The organism is Methylobacterium sp. Leaf125, assembly GCF_001423085.1.
GTDB lineage: Bacteria > Pseudomonadota > Alphaproteobacteria > Rhizobiales > Beijerinckiaceae > Methylobacterium.
Genome location: NZ_LMNU01000005.1, coordinates 1 through 17576, shown reverse-complemented (window position 1 = coordinate 17576; position 17576 = coordinate 1). Strand labels below are relative to the sequence as shown.

The window sequence follows — 17576 nt, the reverse complement described above, 5'->3', positions numbered from 1 at the left end:
AGCATCGTTGGTGCGGGCAGCAGTCGGATACGGTGTCGGGGCGGGACTGATCGTCCTGCTGGGCGCGGGTGGCTGGTACATGGCCGGGCGCCCCTCGCCGGACCGGATCGTGGCCGCCCTGCCATTCGTCGGCAAGAAGGAAGGCGTGAAGGCCGAGGAGCCACCCCTGGAGGTCCGGGTCATCGTCGCCCGTAAGCGTCAGGTGCCTATCGCCTTCACGTACACCGGCACGATCATCGCGCAGCAGGACGCGACCTTGCAGGCCCGGGTGACTGGTAACGTGACGGAGCGGCCCTTCGAGCCGGGCGGACACGTGAAGAAAGGGCAGGTCCTGTTCCGGATCGATCCACGGCCCTTCGAGGTCGCGCTGCAGACAGCGAAGTCCCAGGCGTCGCAGGCACAGGCGCAGCTGACCTTCGCCCAGGCGGAGGTCGACCGCACCGAGTCCCTGGCCGACAAGGGCTATGCCACCGAGCAACGGTTCCAGCAGTTGCAGTCGAACCGGACCTCCGCCGTCGCCCAGGTCCAGGGCGCCGAGGCCGCGATTGCCAGGCAGAACCTAAACCTCGATTACGCCATCGTGAACGCGCCCTTCGACGGGCGCGCCAGCCTGTCGACGATCAATCCCGGCGACCTCGTGATCGAGAACCAGACCCAGCTCGTCTCGGTCGTGCAACTCGATCCGATCGACATCCAGATGGCCCTCTCCTCGGAGGACTCCGAAGCCATCCGGGCGGCGATGAAGGACGGAAGCGTCATAGTCGCCGTCCTCGACGCTGAGGGCAAGACCGTTCGCGAGGCCAGCATCTACCAGCTCGACAACCGCTTCGACCCCCGAACCGCCCGGCGTCTCGTCCGGGCGTTAATGCCCAACACCGACGAGCGTTTCCTGCCGGGGCAGTTCGTCCGCGCCAAGATCCAGACCGGTACGAAGGACAGGCTGCTGGTCCCCACCGTTTCCCTTGATGCGCAACTCGCGCAGCAGATCGTCTACGTCGTCGATGGGAACGGCACGGTGCAGCAGAGGCCCGTGACCACCGGCGATGCCCATGGCGACGATACTGCAATCCTGGATGGGCTCTCGGACGGTGACCGGGTGGTGGTCGACCATCTCCAGGACATGCGTCAGAACCTGAAAGTCGTCGTCCGACCGGACGCCGACGCCGGTCAGGAAGGCAAGGCCGGTCACGCCGTGAACGGACCCGGATAGGGTCGATGCCCCCCGCAATCGTCGAACCTCGTCGATCCACCCCAGTGACACCGGACACCATGCCAAACGACCGTCCCGTCATCCTGATGGCAGCCCTCCTCACGTCCGGCTGCTTCGCCACGGACGCACTGGCGAAGGAATGCCGTGCCACGCGGTCGGCCTACGACCGCATCGAGACGGGCATGAGCATGGCGCGGGTCCGGACGATTTTTGGATGCGAGGGTCGGCAGGTAACCCATATGACAATCGGCGCCACGCACAGGGCAACCTATTCCTGGCGTGGGGCGGGTCGGTATGGCGCTAACGTCGCCCTGACTTTCCGCAACGGGCATCTCACACGGAAAGCGCAACTCGGGCTGTGACGGTCGAATCGTGGGGACGAGCCGGCCCCCCGAATGGTTGCCTCAGTCGAAGCCTGAATCAGCTGGCCCGTTGCTCCTCCATCTTCGACTACCCCCCACGCATCATGAGAGGACGGAACGCAATCCTCACTTGAGCGTCGCTTTCCGTCATACGAGGACGGGCATGATGGCATCATGAGTGTGAAGTCGGTCGGGAAGTCCCCGGAAGCTGAGGCCGGGGGATAGGAAAACTGCATCCCCGCAAGTTCGACTTGCTCAACCTCACGGTCGTCGACCGAGCCTCAATGAGAGCATGCACGGCGCGCGCGTGAGGCCATCGCATGGACGGTCTCGCCGTCGCCGACCGTGCCGCCGCGGCAGACCGGGGCGTGCGGGTCGATCACGAAGGCCAGCACCACCGAATCCTCGACGGCCTCCAAGGCGATATCGCCGCTCTCCGCCAGAAGGCCGCTCTCGGCCTCGCCGAAGGTCTGGTTGTCGAACGACACGCATCCTTCGAAGACGAAAAAGTAGGTCTTGTGGCCGGGCTCCGTCGGCACGGTCGCGGTCGCTCCGGCCCCGAGCCGGATATCGCGGCAAAGGACGGCGTTGCGAACGTGGAAGGGTGCCTTGCTTCCCGTCGGCCCGAAGACGTCGCGCCACGTATTCGCTAGCGGTGCCGGAAGCCGGCCGTGCTGGATGCCGGGCTCTAGCCCCTCCGCACGCGGGCGGACGAAGATCTGCAGCATCCGGAGCGGCGGGTCGTCGTCGCGGGTTCGCTCCTCGTGCCGGAAACCACGACCTGCGTTCATGACCATGAGATGGTGGGCATCGACCGTCAGGTGGCCGCCCTGGGGGTCGTCGTGGCGCATCACGCCCGCCGGGACCCAGGAGACGATCTCGTCCACGACGTGCTCGTGCAGCTTAATGTGGGTGCCCGGCGCGAGGAACGATTCCATGATCGTCGCCAGCGGTCCGAGGCCATGGTCCGGGCTCCCCGGCTCCAGGTGTCCCGGGAAATTGGCCCGCGCCACGAACCCGTCGCTGTCGATGGCATCGTCCTTGGTTCGCGTCGCCTTGTGGATCATCGTGTCGTTGGCTTCCTGGCTGGGCACACCGCCTGACGGATGCGTCGCCGGATAACGTGCCTGGTGCTTGCGGGTGCCGTACGAGTGGGTACCAGTCGTCGGGTTGCGACTACTACAGGTCGGTGGTGAGGTTCGTCAGCCAACCGGGTGAGGCACGGATATCCGTGACCGGATGCGGGATGGAAGGGCGAGTGGTTAATTCGACGCCTGGGTAATGGCGCGGTCGACGTTCACGCGGGCCGACCAGTCCTTGGCGCTGTCCTGGCCCTTCAGGGACACGAGGCGGGCGCCGCTGACGTCGACGTTCTTGAAGTCGGCGCCCGACACGGTCGCCCCGGTCAGGTTCGCCCCCGACAGGTCGGAGCCCATCAGAATCACGTCGGTCAGGTCCGCATCGGTGAGGTCCGCGTATTCCAGGCGCGAGCGACCGAGGTTCGCCCCCTTCAGGTTTGCGCCCCTGAGGTTCACCGAGACGAACACGGCCCGCATCAGGCCCATGGACTGGTTCTTGATGTCGGCGCCACCCTTGAGGTCGACCAGCGTCGCCCCGGCCATGTTGGCGCCCTTGAAATCGCCGATGGGCATGGACCGGCTGAGGTCGGCTCCGCTCAGGTTGGCGTCCCGGGCGGTGATGCCGAACATCTTGGCGCCGACGAGCTTGGCACCTGAAAGATCGGCCTTGATGAACCAGGCCTGTTCCAAATTCGCCCCGGTCAGGTCGGCGCCCCGCAGGTTGGCCTTGTTGAGGCGGGCGGTGCGCAGGTTCGCGCCCCTGAGGTTCAGGCCCGACAGGTCGAGGCCGGCGAGCGCCTTGTCGGAGAGGTCAATGGGCTTGCCGTCGGCCTTAGCGATCAGCGCCTCGACGTCGGCGCGGGTCATCTCGGCCTTGGTCATCGCCGCCGAGCCCATGTCGGCGCCGAGAAGCAGGTCCTGCTCGGCATGGGCCGGGGCGGCCAGGAGGATGGAGGCGAGTAGAAGGGTGGCGATGCGGCGCATGGTTTCTCCCGATTGTTTCGCCCCGACCCACGGGAAGCCTACGCTTCCTCATTTTGTCGCCGAAGCGGAGTTTTTTGTTCTCTGACGACGGTGGTACCCAGGTCCTTTCCAAGCGTCTGTGACCCAGGTCACCGAAGGTTGCGGATCCCCAGGCCTTTACGCATCGACCGGGGCATGGTGGCGTTCAATGACCGCCAGCCCGAGGAGGAAGACCATGCAGAACGCCCATCAGGTCGAGCGCTGGGTCGAGCGCTTCCCGCTGGTCCGGGACTTCAGCGCGAGCCATCTCCAGGTCGCCCGCGGCACGGTGCATTTCCCCGTGCTGGAGGCCGGCGCGATTGCCTACGAGCTCCAGGGCGCCTGCGCGAACTACCTGATGTGCATCGACGGTCGCACCCGGGTGTTCCGGATGTCCGAGGGCGGCCGCGAGATGCTGATCTACAAGGTCGGCGCCGGCGGCACCTGCGTCCTGACCACCCAGTGCCTGCTGTCGGGCGGGGGCTTCCCGGCGCAGAGCGTCGCCGAGGCCCGGACCGAGTTGGCCGCCCTTCCATCCGACACCTTCCGCCAGCTGATGCGGGAGAGCGACGCGTTTCGGACCTTCGTCCTCGACGACTACACCAAGCTCCTGTCGGGAATGTTCGACCTGGTCGAGGAGATCGCGTTCGCCCCCTTGGAGCAACGCCTCGCCCGCCGATTGCTGGTCGAGGCCGATGCCGAGGGGATCGTCTGGAAGACCCACCAGCAATTGGCGTCCGACGTAGGGAGCGTGCGCGAGGTCGTCAGCCGCCTCCTGGGCGAGTGGGCCGACGACGGCCTCGTCGAGATCCGGCGCGGCCAGGTGCAGGTCATCGACCGGGCGAGCCTGGCGGCCGGCAGGCGGAATCCCTGCTGATCAATCAATCGGGTTCGGACGCCATCGACATGGACATCGCCCTTCGCGTCGAACCTCGGAAGATCGAGTTTACGACCTACGGACCGGGGAAGGCCCCAGTCTGGTCGGTGACCTTCGCGCTCCATGCGTCCAGCGGTTACGAGCACCTTTGCACGGTCATCGTCCCGGGGCACGGGCACGACGACGTGACCGACATCTGCGGGAGGGCGCGGACCGAGCTTCGACGGATCGCCGCGCTGATTTCCACCCCGCCGCCCGATCCGCCGGAGGAGCCCGCGTCGGCAGTCGTCGGAAAGCGCACCAGAGGACGTCGTCCCGTACGGCTACCGTGAGGATGTCGGCCGGGTTGCCATGCCTGTAACACCTAACTACCTACTAGATGGTAGGCGTAACGCTCCGCGTCCGATCAAGGACGGCTCCCGAGAGAGCCGCATTTGGAGGAGATCCGAGATGGAAAATTGGAATGGCTACCGCGGCGAGTTGGTGTCCACCCTGGGCCAGATGGGTGAGATCAGCCCCGAACTCCTAAGCGCGCACGACAAGTTGGCATCGGCCAAGCCGAAGGAGCCGAAACTCGACGCCAAGACGCGGGAATTGATCGCCCTTGCCGTGGCGGTGACGACCCGGTGCGATGGTTGCATCGCCTTCCATACCGATGCCGCGCGCAAGGCGGGCGCGAGCAAGGAGGAGATGGTCGAGGCATTGGGTGTCGCCGTGGCCTTGAATGCCGGCGCGGCGCTTGTCTACAGCGCCCGGGCATTCGACGCCTTCACGCGAGACGTGGGCTGATCGGCGCAGCTGACGGACGACAGATTTTCACGAGGCATACGAAGCGTCCTCCGAGAGTGGGTATGAGCCTTTAGCCCCTGCGAAAATGCTGAATCGTCCAAGCCTTATGAAGGCCAAGCCCTCGCCCAGTCCACCGACCTGGCGAGTGCTTGGAAGGCATGAAGTTCGGTACGAGGCCGAACGAGCTGCCGTCGTCAGCGACGGCAGCGACCGCCCGGACCGCGATAGAGACCGGGCGGGCAACCGCGCGGGGCGCCCGTGATGGCCCGCCGCATAGCGCCGCGCGGCCCGCGGTTCAGGCGGCAGCCCCCGAACGGGCCGCGATGGGCGCCGAAGCCGCAACCGGCGCGGACCTGGACGATGGGAGCGTCCACGCCTAGACCGCCGGCCGGCATGGGAAGGGCCTGAGCTCCGCCTGCCATGAGCAGCGTCGCGAAACCGCCGACGATGAGACCTGTGAGCTTCATTCTGATTCTTTCGTTCTGATGGACGCGGCATACGGACCGTGTCCTGGGGTAAAATCGCTATCCGAACCCCGATCCAGGGCGTTCAGTTCACTTGGCGCGGCAGGGTCGCTCCGCGCGGACGACGCGACCGTCGTGGTCGGCGTCGAGCCGTGCGAACCGCTTGCTGGACGTGGTGTCGATCTCCTCCGCGGTGAGGAAGCCGTCGCCGTCCGCGTCGATGGCCCGGAACCGCCCGGCAGGGTCGTAGGGTCCCTTGCCGGGACGGGCGTCCCACCAGGCCGCCCATTCCGCCCGGGTGACGCGCCCGTCGTGATCGGCATCGGCCCGCATGATCCGTGTGCGGTTCCGCGAAAGGAAGGTCGCGAGGGCGGCTCCCGCTCCCTTCGGCGGGTCGGTGACCGCAGGCGTCTGGGCGGATGCGGATGTAACCGCCAGGAACGTGCACAGGGTCAGGGAGGCGATAGCCTTCGTCATGATCGCACCTCTCGCGTCACCGGGTCGTCCCGGGGCCGCGCCGGATGGCACGACCCCTAGCCTCGGCAGGGTCACCAACGGTGATGCCAGCCGTGGTGGCCCCACCCGCGATGGCCCCACCCGCGATGGCCCCACCCGCGATGGCCCCAGCCGACATGCCGGTAGCCGCCCCAGCGAGGACCGCCCCAACCGAACCGTCGCGGTCCGTAGAAGGCGGGCCGGAAGGCGTAGGGCCGGTAGAATACCCTCGGTCCGAGGTTGGGCCGGCAGTAGCCGTAGAACCCGCGGTGGCCCCCGAGGCCACAGCCGTCGCGGGCCTCGGCCGTGCCGGCGGTGGCCAACGGCGCCGCCAGGCCGGCCGCCAGCAGGGCCGCGGGCAGGAGCCGCCTCAACAGGGTCGGCGCGCGTACCGCTTGCTTCGTCATCGCTTCGTCTCCCGATGCGGGGTTTGAACTGCCCGCACCTTGCCGCCGGCCTGTCGCAGGGATTTGCCGGGAAACCCCGTTTTCGTCGCGAACCGTCGCGGGTTCGAAGGTCCCGATACATTTCGCGACAGAATCCCCCGGGAGGGGGAGGCCGCCGCGCGTTAGGGTCCGGTACGAAAGGTTCGGGACATGGACGACGCACACATCCTGGTGGTGGACGACCATCACGACATCCGCGATCCGCTCGCTGCCTACCTCAGGCGGCACGAACTCAAGGTCACCGTCGCAGCCGACGCGGCGGCCGCCCGCGTCGTCCTGGCCGGAAGCGCCATCGACCTGGTGCTCCTCGACGTGATGATGCCGGGCGAGGACGGACTCTCGCTCTGCCGCCACATCCGGGAAGCCTACGACACGCCCGTCATCCTCCTCACCGCCCTGGCAGAGGGGACCGACCGGATCGTCGGGTTGGAGATCGGGGCCGACGACTACGTCACGAAGCCGTTCGAGCCGCGCGAGCTCCTCGCCCGTATCAAGAACCTCCTCCGGCGCACGCGCGCGCTTCCCCGGACCCGGGACGAGGCGGACGGACGCAAGCTGACGTTCGACCGCTGGACGCTGGATACCGACCGGCGCGAGCTCGTCGACGACGCCGGCACCCCCGTCGCGCTCAGCACATCTGAGTTCCGCCTGCTGTCGGCACTGACCCGGCATCCGAGGGTGGTGCTCTCGCGCGACCAGCTCCTCGACCTGACCAGCGGCCGGACCGCCGACGGGTTCGACCGCAGCATCGACAACCAGGTCAGCCGCCTCCGGCGCAAGCTGGAGCGCGACCCGGCCAACCCGGGGCTCCTCAAGACGGTCTGGGGCGGCGGCTACGTCCTGGCGGCCGAGGTGAGGATGGTGCCTTGAGGCTGGTGCCGCACTCGCTCGGCGGACGGCTGGCGATCCTGCTGGTGTTCGCCGTCGTCGGCGCCCAGGCCGTGGCCTTCGCGATGTTCGCGCACGAGTCGTCGCGGGTCGGTCGCGCGGCGGCCCGGACCCAGGTGGTCGACCGCATCGCCACGCTGGTTCGCCTGCTCGACGCGGTCCAGCCCGACACCGTCCCGAGCGTGGTCGCGGCGTATGGCTCCCCCCGTCACCGCTTCACCATCGATGCCAGCAGCCTCGTCCCGGAAGGCGCGATGGGAGTTGACGAGGCACGGCTCGCGCGGCGGATCGACCGTCGCATGAAGGACGACGCGAGCCAGGCGCGGATCGCCCTGGTCGAGCGCGACGTCGGGGAGAATGCCCCCCGGGGCCGCCTGTCGGACAGGACCCAGGCCCTGCGGGTCTCCGTCCGGCTTGACGACGGGCGCTGGCTCAACGCCGAGGCCCCGCTCGCGTCGCGGACCCCGCCGTGGATGCGGATCGCGCTCATCCAGGTCCTGGCGAGCGTTGTCGCCGTGCTCGTGGTCGTCGCCGTCGCCAGGCGCGGGATCGTCGGTCCGGTGGCTGACCTCGCCAGGGCCGCGGAGAAGGCCGGTCGCGGCACCGGGTTCGAGCCGCTGCCGGAGCGCGGCCCGAGCGAGTTGCGGACCATGACGGCGGCGTTCAACCAGATGCAGGAACGCTCGGGGGCCTTCGTTGCCGACCGCACCCGGATGCTGGCCGCCATCAGCCACGACCTGCGCACCCCCATCGCCTCCCTCTGGCTTCGGGCCGAGATGGTCGAGGACGGCGAGCTCCGGAACGCGATGGTCCGTACGATCTCGGATATGGGGCGCATGGTCGACGCGACCCTGGCATTCTCCCGGGATGACGCGCTCGCCCAGGACAGCGGCGCATTGGACCTTTCCGAGATGGTCCGGGCGCTCGCGGACGACCACGGAGTGCTCGGGCGGGACGTCACCGTCACGTCCCCGGCCACCGTTCCCTTCCAGGGCCGGCCGCTGGCGCTGCGCCGGGCCCTAGACAACCTGGTCGAGAACGCCGTCCGCTACGGCGACAGGGCACGGATCTCGCTGGAGCGAGCCGACGACCTGATCCGTATCCTCGTCGACGACGATGGGCCGGGGGTGCCGCCCGACAGGATCGAGGAGATGTTCGTGCCCTTCGCGCGGCTAGAGGGCTCGCGCAACGCCGACACGGGCGGGACCGGTCTTGGGCTCGCCATCACACGGTCGGCGATCCGCGCCCATGGGGGCGACGTGGTGCTGGCGAACCGGACCGGTGGCGGATTACGTGCGGAGGTGACCCTGCCGTCCTGAGTATCAGTCGGACGTGAACGCGGCCCAGCCCGTCTCATGCCTCGTTAGTATAGGCACTAGAGGATTTAAACCTCTAATACCTGTTGCTGCCAATGTCCAGTTTCGGACAAATTCCAGCTGTAAGCAGCTGGGCCAATTTATACCCGAAACGATCGTAAAACGGACGGGTACCAACCCAACCCGGTCATCGGGACCGCAGTTAACGCTTCCAGAAAGCGGCTATTTGTCGGTCATCCGGCAGCTTAGACAAAAGGTGTTTTGCAGAAGTCAGGCCGCGCCGAAGGCAAGATGATACCGAGCCTCGCCCTCCGGGCGGTTTCCGGACAGGCTTAATGACTGGAAGTATTCAGGGGGCACTCCGGCGAGGACGATTGCCGGGTCGGCAGCGAAGCCGAAACGTCGGTAATAGGCAGGGTCACCCAACACGACACAGCCCCCGGCACGACGCTCCCGCAGGCTGCCCAACCCCGCATCGATCAGGCGCTGGCCTATGCGTCGTCGCCGGTTTTCGCGCCGTACGGCCAGAGGGCCGAGCCCGAACCAACCTTCCGACGCAAGCCCGACCACGACCGGGGAGAAAGCGACATGTCCGACGATTTCATCGCCCTCCGTGCAGACGAGGGAGACCGTCAACGCGCCGTCCTCACGGAGGGCGTCGACGATGTCCGCCTCGGTGCCACTTGCGTGAGGCGCATCGTGGAAGGCATCGGTGACAAGGGAACGGATTGCGAAAGCGTCGGAAGCGGTTTCGGGACGTAGGAGCATACCGACAGCGTACCCTGTTCGTATCGCGAGGTCAGCCATGGAGCGCGAGCGGGCCCAACGGCGATGTCCGTTTTTGCCAACTCTCGCTATGAGCGGACAGTCGCAACACGACCCATCAGTGCCGAACAGGCCGATTTGCAACATTCCCGAAAACGGCCGTTCGCTGATTGAACGTTCTGGAGCTTCCGTCGCAGCGCCGAGATGACAGCGATGCGGCGACGCCCAGCAACGGCGGCGTTCGAGGGCAAAGACGATTGTCAGGACTTGAGATGCCGAAACATGTTGGCGCGCGCCTCGTCGTCCATCTCGGGCTTGAAGGGGAAGCGGTCCTTGAGGCCGGCAGCACGCGCGGCGGCTGGGCGGGTAGCAATCTCGTCGTGGTGGCGCTTGAGGTGGGGCAGCTCCGCCCAGGCCGTCTCGCCGAGGACGAAGGGGATCATGCGGGCCCATCCCCAGGCGCTCATGTCCGCGATGGTGTAGGCGTCGCCCACGAGGTAGCGGCGCTGGGCGAGGTGTGCGTTCAAGATATCGTAGTGACGGCGCGCCTCGAAGCTGTAGCGCGCCTGGGCATAGGGCACCTGTTCCGGGGTGAAGTGCCGGAAATGGACCGCCTGGCCGGAGAACGGCCCGACGCCCGTCGCGACGAACATCAGCCAGGACAGGAATTGAGCCCGGTCGCCACCCGAAGGCGGCAGGAATCGTCCGGTCTTCTCGGCGAGGTAGAGCAGGATGGCATTGCTGTCGAAGATCACATCCGCGTCGTCGACGAGGACCGGCACCTTGCCGTTCGGATTGAGGGCCAGGAAATCAGGCGCGAACTGGTCACCCTTGCGGGTGTCGATCGGGACGGGCTCGTAGGGCAGTCCGAGCTCCTCCAGCAGCAACGCGACCTTCGTCGGGTTCGGAGAGCCGTTGAAGAAGAATTTCAGCATTTCAAAACCTCATGCCGTTCCGGGCCGGTGGCCGCCAAACCGCTCGGCAACTCCCGTTTAGCGGCGGTCCACATGACACCGATCGGCGGATATCGGGCGATTCACGTTCAGACTCACTACAGCCCGGAAAACCAGTTGTAGCCCTGATCTTCCCAGTATCCACCCGGGTAATCGTTCGTCACCGTGATGGCCATGATGTGCTTGGGGTTCTTGAACCCGAGCTTCGTCGGAATGCGCAGCTTGACCGGAAAGCCGTATTTCGGCGGCAGGGGTGCGCCGGCGTAGTCCAGGGCCAGGATCGTCTGGGGGTGAAGCGCGCTCGGCATGTCGATGCTCGTCCAATAATCGTCCCCGCAGGCGAAGCGGACGTAACGTGCGGTCGTGTCGGCCCCGATCCGTTCGAGGAAGGTCCGGAACGGGACCCCCGACCATTGCCCGATGGCGCTCCAGCCCTCGACGCAGACGTGGCGGGTGATCTGCGCTTCCTGCGGCAGGGTCCTCAGGCGGTCGAGGGTCCACGGCGCCTTGTCGGCGACGAGACCGGCGAGTTCGAGCTTCCAGGTCGACCCGTCGATCACCCGGATCTTGCTCGCCGGATAATAGGCATTGAAGGGGAAGTCCGGGGTGATCTCCGAGACAGCGAAGGTCGGGGCCAGGCGCGTGCCCCCGAAGAGGGCACCCTGGACGCGATCGTTCAGCCGCGAGATCCCACCAAGGATGCTCTCCACCTGCGGGTTGTCCGAGATGTCGCAACCGCCGAGCGCGAGGCTCCCCGCCGCGACGAGGCCGCCGCGCAGGAACAGGCGTCGGTCGGCGCGGACGAGGGGCGTCCCAGGGACCGTGAGATCCGCAAGCGGGCGGCGCAGAAGGCGATCGAGGGGCGTCATGGCTTCACCACGTGGTTGCGGCCGAAATGGATCTCGCGGCCGATGATCATCGTCGGCAGGGTCCTGGGAACCAGGAGCACCAGGGCGAGATGCACTGCCACGAAGCCGACGATGCCGGCCATGGCGAGGAAATGGACGATCCGCGCCGTGTCGTAGCCGCCCATCAGCGCCGTCAGGGGCGCGAACTGGACCGGCTTCCAGATCGCGAGACCGGAGAGCACGATGACGATCCCGATGAGCAGGACCGCGACGTAGAGGAGACGCTGAACGGCGTTGTAGACGCCCGGGTCGTGGGGAAGCCTGAACCTCAGGGCGGCGACGAAATCATGCCCGATCTCGCGCGGCCGCAGGGGCGTGAGGCGCCGACGCAGGTGGCCCGAGATCAGTCCATAGGTCAGGTAGACGAGGCCGTTGGCGACGAGGAGCCACATCCCCGCGAAGTGCCATTGCAGGGCCCCGCCGAGCCAGCCACCCAGGGTGACCGATTTCGGGAACGCCCAATCGCCGAAGATCGGCGAGGCGTTGTAGATGCGCCATCCGCTGGTGATCATGATCAGCATGGCCAAGGCGTTCACCCAATGGGTGATCCGAACGACCAGGGGGTGGATCGGGCGCTCGGCCCGCGGCGAAGAGGGATACATCGGGACCGTCCTGAAGAGGTGGTGGCTGTCGGACCGTCGAGCCCGAGGCGTGGGATCGCGTCAGGCGGGGTCGTGTCCGACGAGGGCCGGAGCCGGCGCGGCGAATTCGGGAAAAAAGCGTTTCAGGTCGCGCACCTTCGCGGCGTCGTTGGCGACGATGTACGGGTGTGCGGGATGCAGGACCATGAAGTCCTGGTGGTAGGCCTCGGCCGGGTAGAACGGAGCACCGAGTTCGATCCGGGTGGCGACCGGCGCACCGTAGCCTCCGGAGGCGTCGAGTTGCGCGATGTAGGCGCGGGCCACGGCGCCCTGCTCGGCATTGCCCGGGAACAAGGCCGAGCGGTATTGCGGGCCATGATCCGGCCCCTGCCGATCGACCAGCGTCGGATCGAGGGCGACGGAGAAGAAGACCCGGAGCAACGTGTCGTAGGAGACCACGCGTGGATCGTAGGTCACCCGGACCGCCTCGGCGTGTCGCGTACGCCCGCTGGAGACGGCCTGGTAGTTCGCGCTTGCTCCGTCTCCGCCGGCATAGCCCGAAACCGCCTGGGTGACGCCGCGGACGTTCTGGAACACCCCCTGCACGCCCCAGAAGCATCCACCGGCGAACACCGCGCTCTGAAGCCGGGCGGGTTCACGCGCCGGTGTCGCGGCGGCCGGCAGGCGCCGGCTCGCTTCCTCGGCGCCGGCCCGTTCGATCGTCATGGAGAGGACGAGGCCGAACAGGGCCAGGACACCGCCGCCGAAAGCCCCCGTCAGGCGCGAGCGATACGGGGGAACGGTCGCGGGCTTAACGATCTGGGACATGGGGGTGGTCCTTTGGGGTGGTCCTTTGCGGGACGGTAAAGACGCGATCGGTCAGGCGGGCTCGAAGCGCAGCGCGACGCCGTTCATGCAGTAGCGAAGTCCCGTGGGGGCGGGTCCGTCGGCGAAGACGTGGCCGAGATGCCCGCCGCAGCGCCGGCAATGCACCTCCGTCCGGCTCATCCCCAGGCTGGAATCCGTCGTCGTCCCCACGGCCTCCGCGAGGGGGGCGGTGAAGCTGGGCCAGCCGGTTCCGCTCTCGAACTTTGCGTTGGAGGCAAATAGCGGCTGGTCGCACCCGGCGCAGGCGAAACGACCGGCGCGCTTCTCGGCGTTGAGTGGGCTCGAGCCGGCGCGCTCGGTGCCGTGCCGGCGCAGGACCGCGTAGCCGTCGGACCCGAGCTGCGCCCGCCAAGCGGCCTCGCTCTTCGCGACGGCGAAGGTTTCGGCCACGGCGGGGCCGCCGACCAGGGACCCTCCGGCGGCGCGAAGGAATGTCAGGATGCCGAGTGCCGAGACGCCGGCGGTGAGGATCTGTCTGCGGTCCATGGTGCCGAGTTCCTTGATACCGGGCTCCTTGCCGGAGGCTCTGGTCAGTCATTCGCCTTGCGGATCGAGCCGGTTACAGGCCGGCCTCGCGGTCCGGCATTTCTGTCGAGGAGGCGGCCGCCGAAAAGACTGTTCAGGCCGACGACGATGAGGACGGCGACGAGGTGGACCAGCAGGTCCGTCGCGGTGGCGTCGTGCGGATGGAACGGCACCAGCAAGGCCGCCGCCGCCGCGGCTGCGGCAAGTCCCCCGAGGGCCGCCGTGAGATTGGGGCGAAGCGGGCAGGCCCGCCGCAGCATCAGCACCAGCAGGACGGACAGCGGCAGCGAGACTCCCATCAGGAACACGAAGCAGCCCCGCATCTCCTCCGGCTCGGCGAGGTTGGCGGCCGGCGCGAGCCAACCACGAAGGCAGCCGAGGCCACTGGCGCCGAGCCAGAGGACGAGCGGGGGGAGCGGCAGCCATGACCAGGCCGCGCTTCGGCCGGGCACGCTGCTCTGGAAGGCCGCCAGCGCAGCCGCGATGGCCGTGAGGATCGCCCCGAGGGCCGCCCAGTGCAGGTCCGGCACACCGAGACGCGCCCGCAATCCCGAGACGTCGGACATCGGCACGAGGAGGAGGCCCACCGTGAGCACCGCGCCGGACCAGACCAGGGTCCGGCGCCCCGGGCCCGAGAGCCGGCGGACCGGCGTCAGCGACCGGGCCAGATCCTCGACGAGATCGTGGGTGGAAAGGTCTCGGCTGGCCGGGTCTTGGGTGACCGGGTCTTGGGTGACCGGATCAGACATCCGTGTCTTCCTTGCGGGATGAGAGCGATACGCGGAGGGCCTTGAGACCACGGTGGAAGTTGACTTTGAGCGCCCCCTTGGTCCGCCCGGTGAGCGTCGAGGTCTCGTTGAGGGACAATTCGCGCAGGGCGATGTGCTCGATCGCCTCTCGCTGTCCTTCGGGGAGATGCGCGACGGCCGCAGCGAGGATCGCTGCACGCTCGCGACGCGCCAGGTCGTCACCCGGCCCAGGGCCGTCGTCGGCACGCGCCTCATAGGCGAGCGGCTCGTGGACTTCCTGCGGACGACGCCCCTTGCGGCGCAACGCGTCGATGGCCCGCCGCTGCGTGATGGCGCGCAACCACGGCAGGAACGGCCGGGCCGGATCGTAGGTCGCCCGCGCGCGATGAAGGGTGAGCAGGGTGTCCTGCACCACGTCGTCGAGCGCCGCTCCCTGAACCCCCTTGGCCCGTGCCATCGCGGAGATCACCGGCAGGCAATCGCGCAGGAGTGCCCGGTAAGCGGCGGCATCGCCGACCTGCGCCGCCTGCATCGCGGCGGACAGGGCTGCCTCGCCGGACAAGGCCGCTGATCGAACGGGCATGGGATCGGGGATTCCGGACGCTGCGGGGAGAGCCGGGAAGAACCCGGCATGAGGAACGGGCGGCCCGAATGGCCGACCCGCACCGTCCGCATGAGGCCGAACTTACTTCTTCATCGAGTCCTTGGCCATGCCGTCCTTACCCATCGAATCCTTGGCCATGCCGTCCTTGGCCATGGAATCCTTGGCCATGGAATCCTTGCTCATCCCGTCCTTCTTCATTCCGTCCTTGGCCATGGAGTCTTTCGACATGCTGTCCTTGGCCATCCCGTCCTTGGCCATGGAATCGACGGCATATGCCGGAGCACCGGAGACGGCGGTGGCGAGGACGAGAGCGGCGGCGACGCGGAAGAGAGTGCTCATGTGAGGCGATCCTTCTAGGGTGTACCGAAGATCTTGGCGGTACTGGATTGTCTTTCGAAGGGGTGCCGACGACGGTTACAGGTCAGGGCGAAAAATCCGTCGTGATCTTGTCTGGGCTCTCGCGCTCCGCTCGCTCGATGGCGGCCCGTAGCGTTGCCGGCGCCAGAAGTTCCGGCAGGGCCTCGCCGCGCGGCAGGCCGGGCCCGTAGACGGCCACAAGCGGGATCCCGAAGCGTCCGAAGCGGCGCAGGAAGGCGAGGATGGCCGGGTCTGCCTGGGTCCAGTCCGCCCGCATCGCGACCGCATCGGGCGCCGACAGGCGCGCAAGGGTCTCCGCGCGATCGAGGGTGGTGACGTCGTTGATCCGGCAGGTCAGGCACCAGGACGCCGTCACGTCGACGACGACGACCTTGCCCTCCGCCACCAGGGCGGGGATCGCCTCGGGGGCGAAGGCGCGCCAGGGGCCGTCCTCCACCTGAGCCACCGGGGTCATTCCAGAGCTGCGCGGCCACACCGTCACCGAGACGAGCGCGAGGACGAGGGCCGCGGTGACCAGGCTTCGGCGACGATCGGGAACGCGCTGCCGTCGGCTCAGGGCGAGCCAGCCGAGCAGAAGGGCCAGGATGCCCGCCAACCCCATCGCCCGAGGGATGCCGGCCACCTCGGCGAAGACCATCAGGAGCCATACGGTCGTTCCGAGGAGAAGAAGGCCGAACCCGCTTCGAAGCCGGATCATCCAGGGGCCGGGTCGCGGCAGCAGGCGCGTCCATCCCGGTCTCAGCGCAAGAAGCACGAAGGGGAGCGCCATTCCGAGGCCGAGCGCCGCGAAGACCGTCAGGATCTCGAAACGTCCCCGGGTCAGCGCGAAGCCCACCGCGCTTCCGACGAACGGTGCCGAGCAGGGCGTGGCCAGCAGGGTGGCGAAGGCGCCGGTGAGGAAGGCCTCCGACAGGTGCCCGGACCCGCGCAGGGATCCGAGGGCGGCCAGCGGGCGGGGCAGTCCGAGGGTCACCCACGAGAACAGGCTCGCGGCGAACAGCGCCGTGAGCAGGGCCATGCCGGCGAGAAACCACGGTGCCTGGAACTGGATGCCCCAGCCGACGCTGGCCCCCGAGGCCTTCACGGCGATCAGAGCCAGGGCGATGGCGAGGAAGGACGCGAGGATGCCCGCCGCCGTCGCGAGCAGTTCGGCCCGGACGCTCCCCCGCTGCGCTCCGGCTGCCCGCGTCAACGCGAAGGCCTTCAGGGACAGGACCGGCAGGACGCAGGGCATCGCATTGAGGACGAGACCGCCGAGCAGGGCCGTCGCCAGGATGGCGAGCCACGCACCCCAGCCGGTGCCGGCCGTGGCCGGGAGCGTGACTTCGGCGCTGCGCAGGCCATCGACCAGGGTGATGCGCAGCGCGCTATCCGCGGCGTCCGGGGGCAGGCTCAGGGCGAGCCGGGCCGCACGGCCACCGTCGGCCAGGGCGATTTCCGGAGGGGCGGTCACGACGCCCGTCAGACCCTCGACGAACAGATCCGGCGCGACGAAGGCTCGGCGTTCGCTGGTCACCCGCAGGACCAGGCGCCGGTCGTTCGGCGGTCCCTCCCGGGCCTGCCCGACGAGGGCGAAGCCCGCAGCCTCGGGCGGCCCGGGAACGCGCGCGCGGGCGGCATCGATCAGTCCCGCCTCCGCCGAGGGGCGATCCGGTCCCGCCGGCAGCGCGAGTTCGAGGGTCGCGCGATAGGGCACGCAGACCTCACCGCAGACCGCGTGCACGAGGCGCAGGCGCAGATGCGCGGCCCCGTCGCCACGCCGTGTGAAGCGAAGGGGCAGGACGACGCCGGATTCGTACACGAACGTCTGGAGGTCGCCGACGGTGAGGCGTCGCGGTGCGGGCCAGGCGATGGATTCGAGCACGAGCCCGTCCGATCCGCTCCAGTCGAAGGTCGGGGCCAAGCCGGCATCGCCCGGGCTGCGCCACGCCCCGTGCCAGCCCTCACCGAACCGAAACTCGAGGCCCGCTTCGACGGGCGATCCGTTGTCCGCGGCGTCCGTGGCCGTTACGAGCCGCACCGCCGCTCGGTCGTCGCCGATCCACGCGGTGGATGCCGCCTGCGCCGGGAAAGCTCCGAGAAGGAAGAGCGGCGCGAGGCAGGCGAGCAGACTGCGCCGGACAGGAGCGATCGGGACCATCCTCAGGCACTTGCGCGAAGCAGGCGCCGGCCGAACCCGGCCCCGGCTCCGGAGAGCAGCGCTGTCCGACGTCAGCACCTGTGGGACAGAATGAGGGTCTTCCCGAACGGAGGATGGCTGGTTCATCGTAGCCCCTGAGGAGCGAAGATGAAGCAGA

At 68.1% G+C, this 17576-nt stretch carries 20 protein-coding genes; 6 read left to right on the top strand and 14 right to left on the bottom strand.

Going from position 1 to position 17576, the window contains the following annotated elements; translation table 11 throughout:
• Nucleotides 1-10 precede the first annotated feature (10 nt).
• A complete protein-coding gene (locus ASF58_RS08210; RefSeq protein WP_244477229.1) occupies nucleotides 11-1210 on the top strand; it encodes an efflux RND transporter periplasmic adaptor subunit in 1200 nt (399 codons plus the stop codon).
• Nucleotides 1211-1853: 643 nt separating this feature from the next.
• On the opposite strand, the gene ASF58_RS08200 is transcribed toward ASF58_RS08210, so the two are convergent.
• The gene (locus ASF58_RS08200; protein WP_055950177.1) at nucleotides 1854-2639 is read right to left on the bottom strand and encodes a pirin family protein; all 786 of its coding nucleotides are present in this window, start codon (nucleotides 2637-2639) and stop codon (nucleotides 1854-1856) included.
• A gap of 195 nt (nucleotides 2640-2834) precedes the next feature.
• Nucleotides 2835-3635 (bottom strand): pentapeptide repeat-containing protein, encoded by an 801-nt coding sequence (locus ASF58_RS08195; protein ID WP_055950174.1) that lies wholly within the window; start codon nucleotides 3633-3635, stop codon nucleotides 2835-2837.
• Nucleotides 3636-3849: 214 nt separating this feature from the next.
• Here ASF58_RS08195 and ASF58_RS08190 point away from each other — a divergent pair, with 214 nt between their 5' ends.
• The 3 genes from ASF58_RS08190 to ASF58_RS08180 all read left to right on the top strand — a co-directional run bounded on the left by ASF58_RS08190 (nucleotide 3850) and on the right by ASF58_RS08180 (nucleotide 5319).
• The gene (locus tag ASF58_RS08190) at nucleotides 3850-4530 is read left to right on the top strand and encodes a Crp/Fnr family transcriptional regulator (protein ID WP_055950171.1); all 681 of its coding nucleotides are present in this window, start codon (nucleotides 3850-3852) and stop codon (nucleotides 4528-4530) included.
• A gap of 29 nt (nucleotides 4531-4559) precedes the next feature.
• Nucleotides 4560-4862, top strand: coding sequence for a hypothetical protein (locus tag ASF58_RS08185; RefSeq protein WP_055950168.1), 303 nt, complete (start codon nucleotides 4560-4562; stop codon nucleotides 4860-4862).
• 118 nt (nucleotides 4863-4980) lie between these two features.
• Nucleotides 4981-5319, top strand: coding sequence for a carboxymuconolactone decarboxylase family protein (locus ASF58_RS08180; protein WP_055950165.1), 339 nt, complete (start codon nucleotides 4981-4983; stop codon nucleotides 5317-5319).
• A 554-nt stretch (nucleotides 5320-5873) separates the two neighbouring features.
• Here ASF58_RS08180 and ASF58_RS08170 read toward each other — a convergent pair.
• Both ASF58_RS08170 and ASF58_RS08165 read right to left on the bottom strand, forming a co-directional pair.
• Nucleotides 5874-6260: a hypothetical protein gene (locus ASF58_RS08170; RefSeq protein WP_055950161.1), complete on the bottom strand. Its 387-nt coding sequence runs from the start codon at nucleotides 6258-6260 to the stop codon at nucleotides 5874-5876.
• 71 nt (nucleotides 6261-6331) lie between these two features.
• Entirely contained in the window at nucleotides 6332-6685 is a 354-nt protein-coding gene (locus tag ASF58_RS08165) for a hypothetical protein (RefSeq protein ID WP_244477228.1), read from the bottom strand.
• A 189-nt stretch (nucleotides 6686-6874) separates the two neighbouring features.
• Here ASF58_RS08165 and ASF58_RS08160 point away from each other — a divergent pair, with 189 nt between their 5' ends.
• Both ASF58_RS08160 and ASF58_RS08155 read left to right on the top strand, forming a co-directional pair.
• On the top strand, nucleotides 6875-7594 hold the full coding sequence (locus ASF58_RS08160; RefSeq protein WP_055950159.1) for a response regulator: 720 nt from the start codon (nucleotides 6875-6877) through the stop codon (nucleotides 7592-7594).
• Between the two features lie 5 nt (nucleotides 7595-7599).
• Nucleotides 7600-8931 (top strand): ATP-binding protein, encoded by a 1332-nt coding sequence (locus ASF58_RS08155; protein WP_055950156.1) that lies wholly within the window; start codon nucleotides 7600-7602, stop codon nucleotides 8929-8931.
• Nucleotides 8932-9198: 267 nt separating this feature from the next.
• Here ASF58_RS08155 and ASF58_RS08150 read toward each other — a convergent pair whose 3' ends face one another.
• The 10 genes from ASF58_RS08150 to ASF58_RS08105 form a co-directional block, all read right to left on the bottom strand.
• On the bottom strand, nucleotides 9199-9696 hold the full coding sequence (locus ASF58_RS08150; protein WP_055950154.1) for an N-acetyltransferase: 498 nt from the start codon (nucleotides 9694-9696) through the stop codon (nucleotides 9199-9201).
• A gap of 257 nt (nucleotides 9697-9953) precedes the next feature.
• On the bottom strand, nucleotides 9954-10628 hold the full coding sequence (locus ASF58_RS08145) for a glutathione S-transferase N-terminal domain-containing protein (RefSeq protein ID WP_055950152.1): 675 nt from the start codon (nucleotides 10626-10628) through the stop codon (nucleotides 9954-9956).
• A gap of 116 nt (nucleotides 10629-10744) precedes the next feature.
• Nucleotides 10745-11515, bottom strand: a complete 771-nt coding sequence (locus tag ASF58_RS08140) for a molybdopterin-dependent oxidoreductase (RefSeq protein ID WP_055950148.1) — start codon at nucleotides 11513-11515, stop codon at nucleotides 10745-10747.
• Nucleotides 11512-12156 carry a cytochrome b/b6 domain-containing protein gene (locus tag ASF58_RS08135; RefSeq protein ID WP_055950146.1) on the bottom strand — a complete coding sequence of 215 codons (645 nt, stop codon included), beginning with the start codon at nucleotides 12154-12156 and terminating at the stop codon, nucleotides 11512-11514. Before ASF58_RS08135 ends, ASF58_RS08140 begins: the two co-directional genes overlap by 4 nt.
• Nucleotides 12157-12216: 60 nt before the next feature.
• Nucleotides 12217-12861, bottom strand: a complete 645-nt coding sequence (msrA, locus tag ASF58_RS08130) for a peptide-methionine (S)-S-oxide reductase MsrA (protein ID WP_082512936.1) — start codon at nucleotides 12859-12861, stop codon at nucleotides 12217-12219.
• A gap of 153 nt (nucleotides 12862-13014) precedes the next feature.
• Complete coding sequence (gene msrB / locus ASF58_RS08125; protein WP_055950140.1) at nucleotides 13015-13509, bottom strand: peptide-methionine (R)-S-oxide reductase MsrB; 495 nt, start codon at nucleotides 13507-13509, stop codon at nucleotides 13015-13017.
• Nucleotides 13510-13553: 44 nt separating this feature from the next.
• The gene (locus ASF58_RS08120; protein WP_244477227.1) at nucleotides 13554-14297 is read right to left on the bottom strand and encodes an NrsF family protein; all 744 of its coding nucleotides are present in this window, start codon (nucleotides 14295-14297) and stop codon (nucleotides 13554-13556) included.
• Nucleotides 14290-14880 (bottom strand): sigma-70 family RNA polymerase sigma factor, encoded by a 591-nt coding sequence (locus ASF58_RS08115; protein WP_055950137.1) that lies wholly within the window; start codon nucleotides 14878-14880, stop codon nucleotides 14290-14292. The genes ASF58_RS08120 and ASF58_RS08115 overlap by 8 nt, the downstream gene beginning before the upstream one ends.
• Nucleotides 14881-14982: 102 nt before the next feature.
• Nucleotides 14983-15240, bottom strand: coding sequence for a pentapeptide MXKDX repeat protein (locus ASF58_RS08110; RefSeq protein ID WP_055950135.1), 258 nt, complete (start codon nucleotides 15238-15240; stop codon nucleotides 14983-14985).
• An 82-nt stretch (nucleotides 15241-15322) separates the two neighbouring features.
• Entirely contained in the window at nucleotides 15323-17419 is a 2097-nt protein-coding gene (locus ASF58_RS08105; protein ID WP_055950130.1) for a protein-disulfide reductase DsbD domain-containing protein, read from the bottom strand.
• Nucleotides 17420-17576: the final 157 nt, after the last annotated feature.

Bases quoted from the DNA above. Each gene is read 5' to 3' on its own strand.
- ASF58_RS08200 (WP_055950177.1), bottom strand. From the start codon at position 2,639: ATGATCCACAAGGCGACGCGAACCAAGGACGATGCCATCGACAGCGAC.
- ASF58_RS08195 (WP_055950174.1), bottom strand. From the start codon at position 3,635: ATGCGCCGCATCGCCACCCTTCTACTCGCCTCCATCCTCCTGGCCGCC.
- ASF58_RS08190 (WP_055950171.1), top strand. From the start codon at position 3,850: ATGCAGAACGCCCATCAGGTCGAGCGCTGGGTCGAGCGCTTCCCGCTG.
- ASF58_RS08185 (WP_055950168.1), top strand. From the start codon at position 4,560: ATGGACATCGCCCTTCGCGTCGAACCTCGGAAGATCGAGTTTACGACC.
- ASF58_RS08180 (WP_055950165.1), top strand. From the start codon at position 4,981: ATGGAAAATTGGAATGGCTACCGCGGCGAGTTGGTGTCCACCCTGGGC.
- ASF58_RS08170 (WP_055950161.1), bottom strand. From the start codon at position 6,260: ATGACGAAGGCTATCGCCTCCCTGACCCTGTGCACGTTCCTGGCGGTT.
- ASF58_RS08165 (WP_244477228.1), bottom strand. From the start codon at position 6,685: ATGACGAAGCAAGCGGTACGCGCGCCGACCCTGTTGAGGCGGCTCCTG.
- ASF58_RS08160 (WP_055950159.1), top strand. From the start codon at position 6,875: ATGGACGACGCACACATCCTGGTGGTGGACGACCATCACGACATCCGC.
- ASF58_RS08150 (WP_055950154.1), bottom strand. From the start codon at position 9,696: ATGCTCCTACGTCCCGAAACCGCTTCCGACGCTTTCGCAATCCGTTCC.
- ASF58_RS08145 (WP_055950152.1), bottom strand. From the start codon at position 10,628: ATGCTGAAATTCTTCTTCAACGGCTCTCCGAACCCGACGAAGGTCGCG.
- ASF58_RS08140 (WP_055950148.1), bottom strand. From the start codon at position 11,515: ATGACGCCCCTCGATCGCCTTCTGCGCCGCCCGCTTGCGGATCTCACG.
- ASF58_RS08135 (WP_055950146.1), bottom strand. From the start codon at position 12,156: ATGTATCCCTCTTCGCCGCGGGCCGAGCGCCCGATCCACCCCCTGGTC.
- msrA (WP_082512936.1), bottom strand. From the start codon at position 12,861: ATGACGATCGAACGGGCCGGCGCCGAGGAAGCGAGCCGGCGCCTGCCG.
- msrB (WP_055950140.1), bottom strand. From the start codon at position 13,509: ATGGACCGCAGACAGATCCTCACCGCCGGCGTCTCGGCACTCGGCATC.
- ASF58_RS08120 (WP_244477227.1), bottom strand. From the start codon at position 14,297: ATGTCTGATCCGGTCACCCAAGACCCGGTCACCCAAGACCCGGCCAGC.
- ASF58_RS08115 (WP_055950137.1), bottom strand. From the start codon at position 14,880: ATGCCCGTTCGATCAGCGGCCTTGTCCGGCGAGGCAGCCCTGTCCGCC.
- ASF58_RS08110 (WP_055950135.1), bottom strand. From the start codon at position 15,240: ATGAGCACTCTCTTCCGCGTCGCCGCCGCTCTCGTCCTCGCCACCGCC.
- ASF58_RS08105 (WP_055950130.1), bottom strand. From the start codon at position 17,419: ATGGTCCCGATCGCTCCTGTCCGGCGCAGTCTGCTCGCCTGCCTCGCG.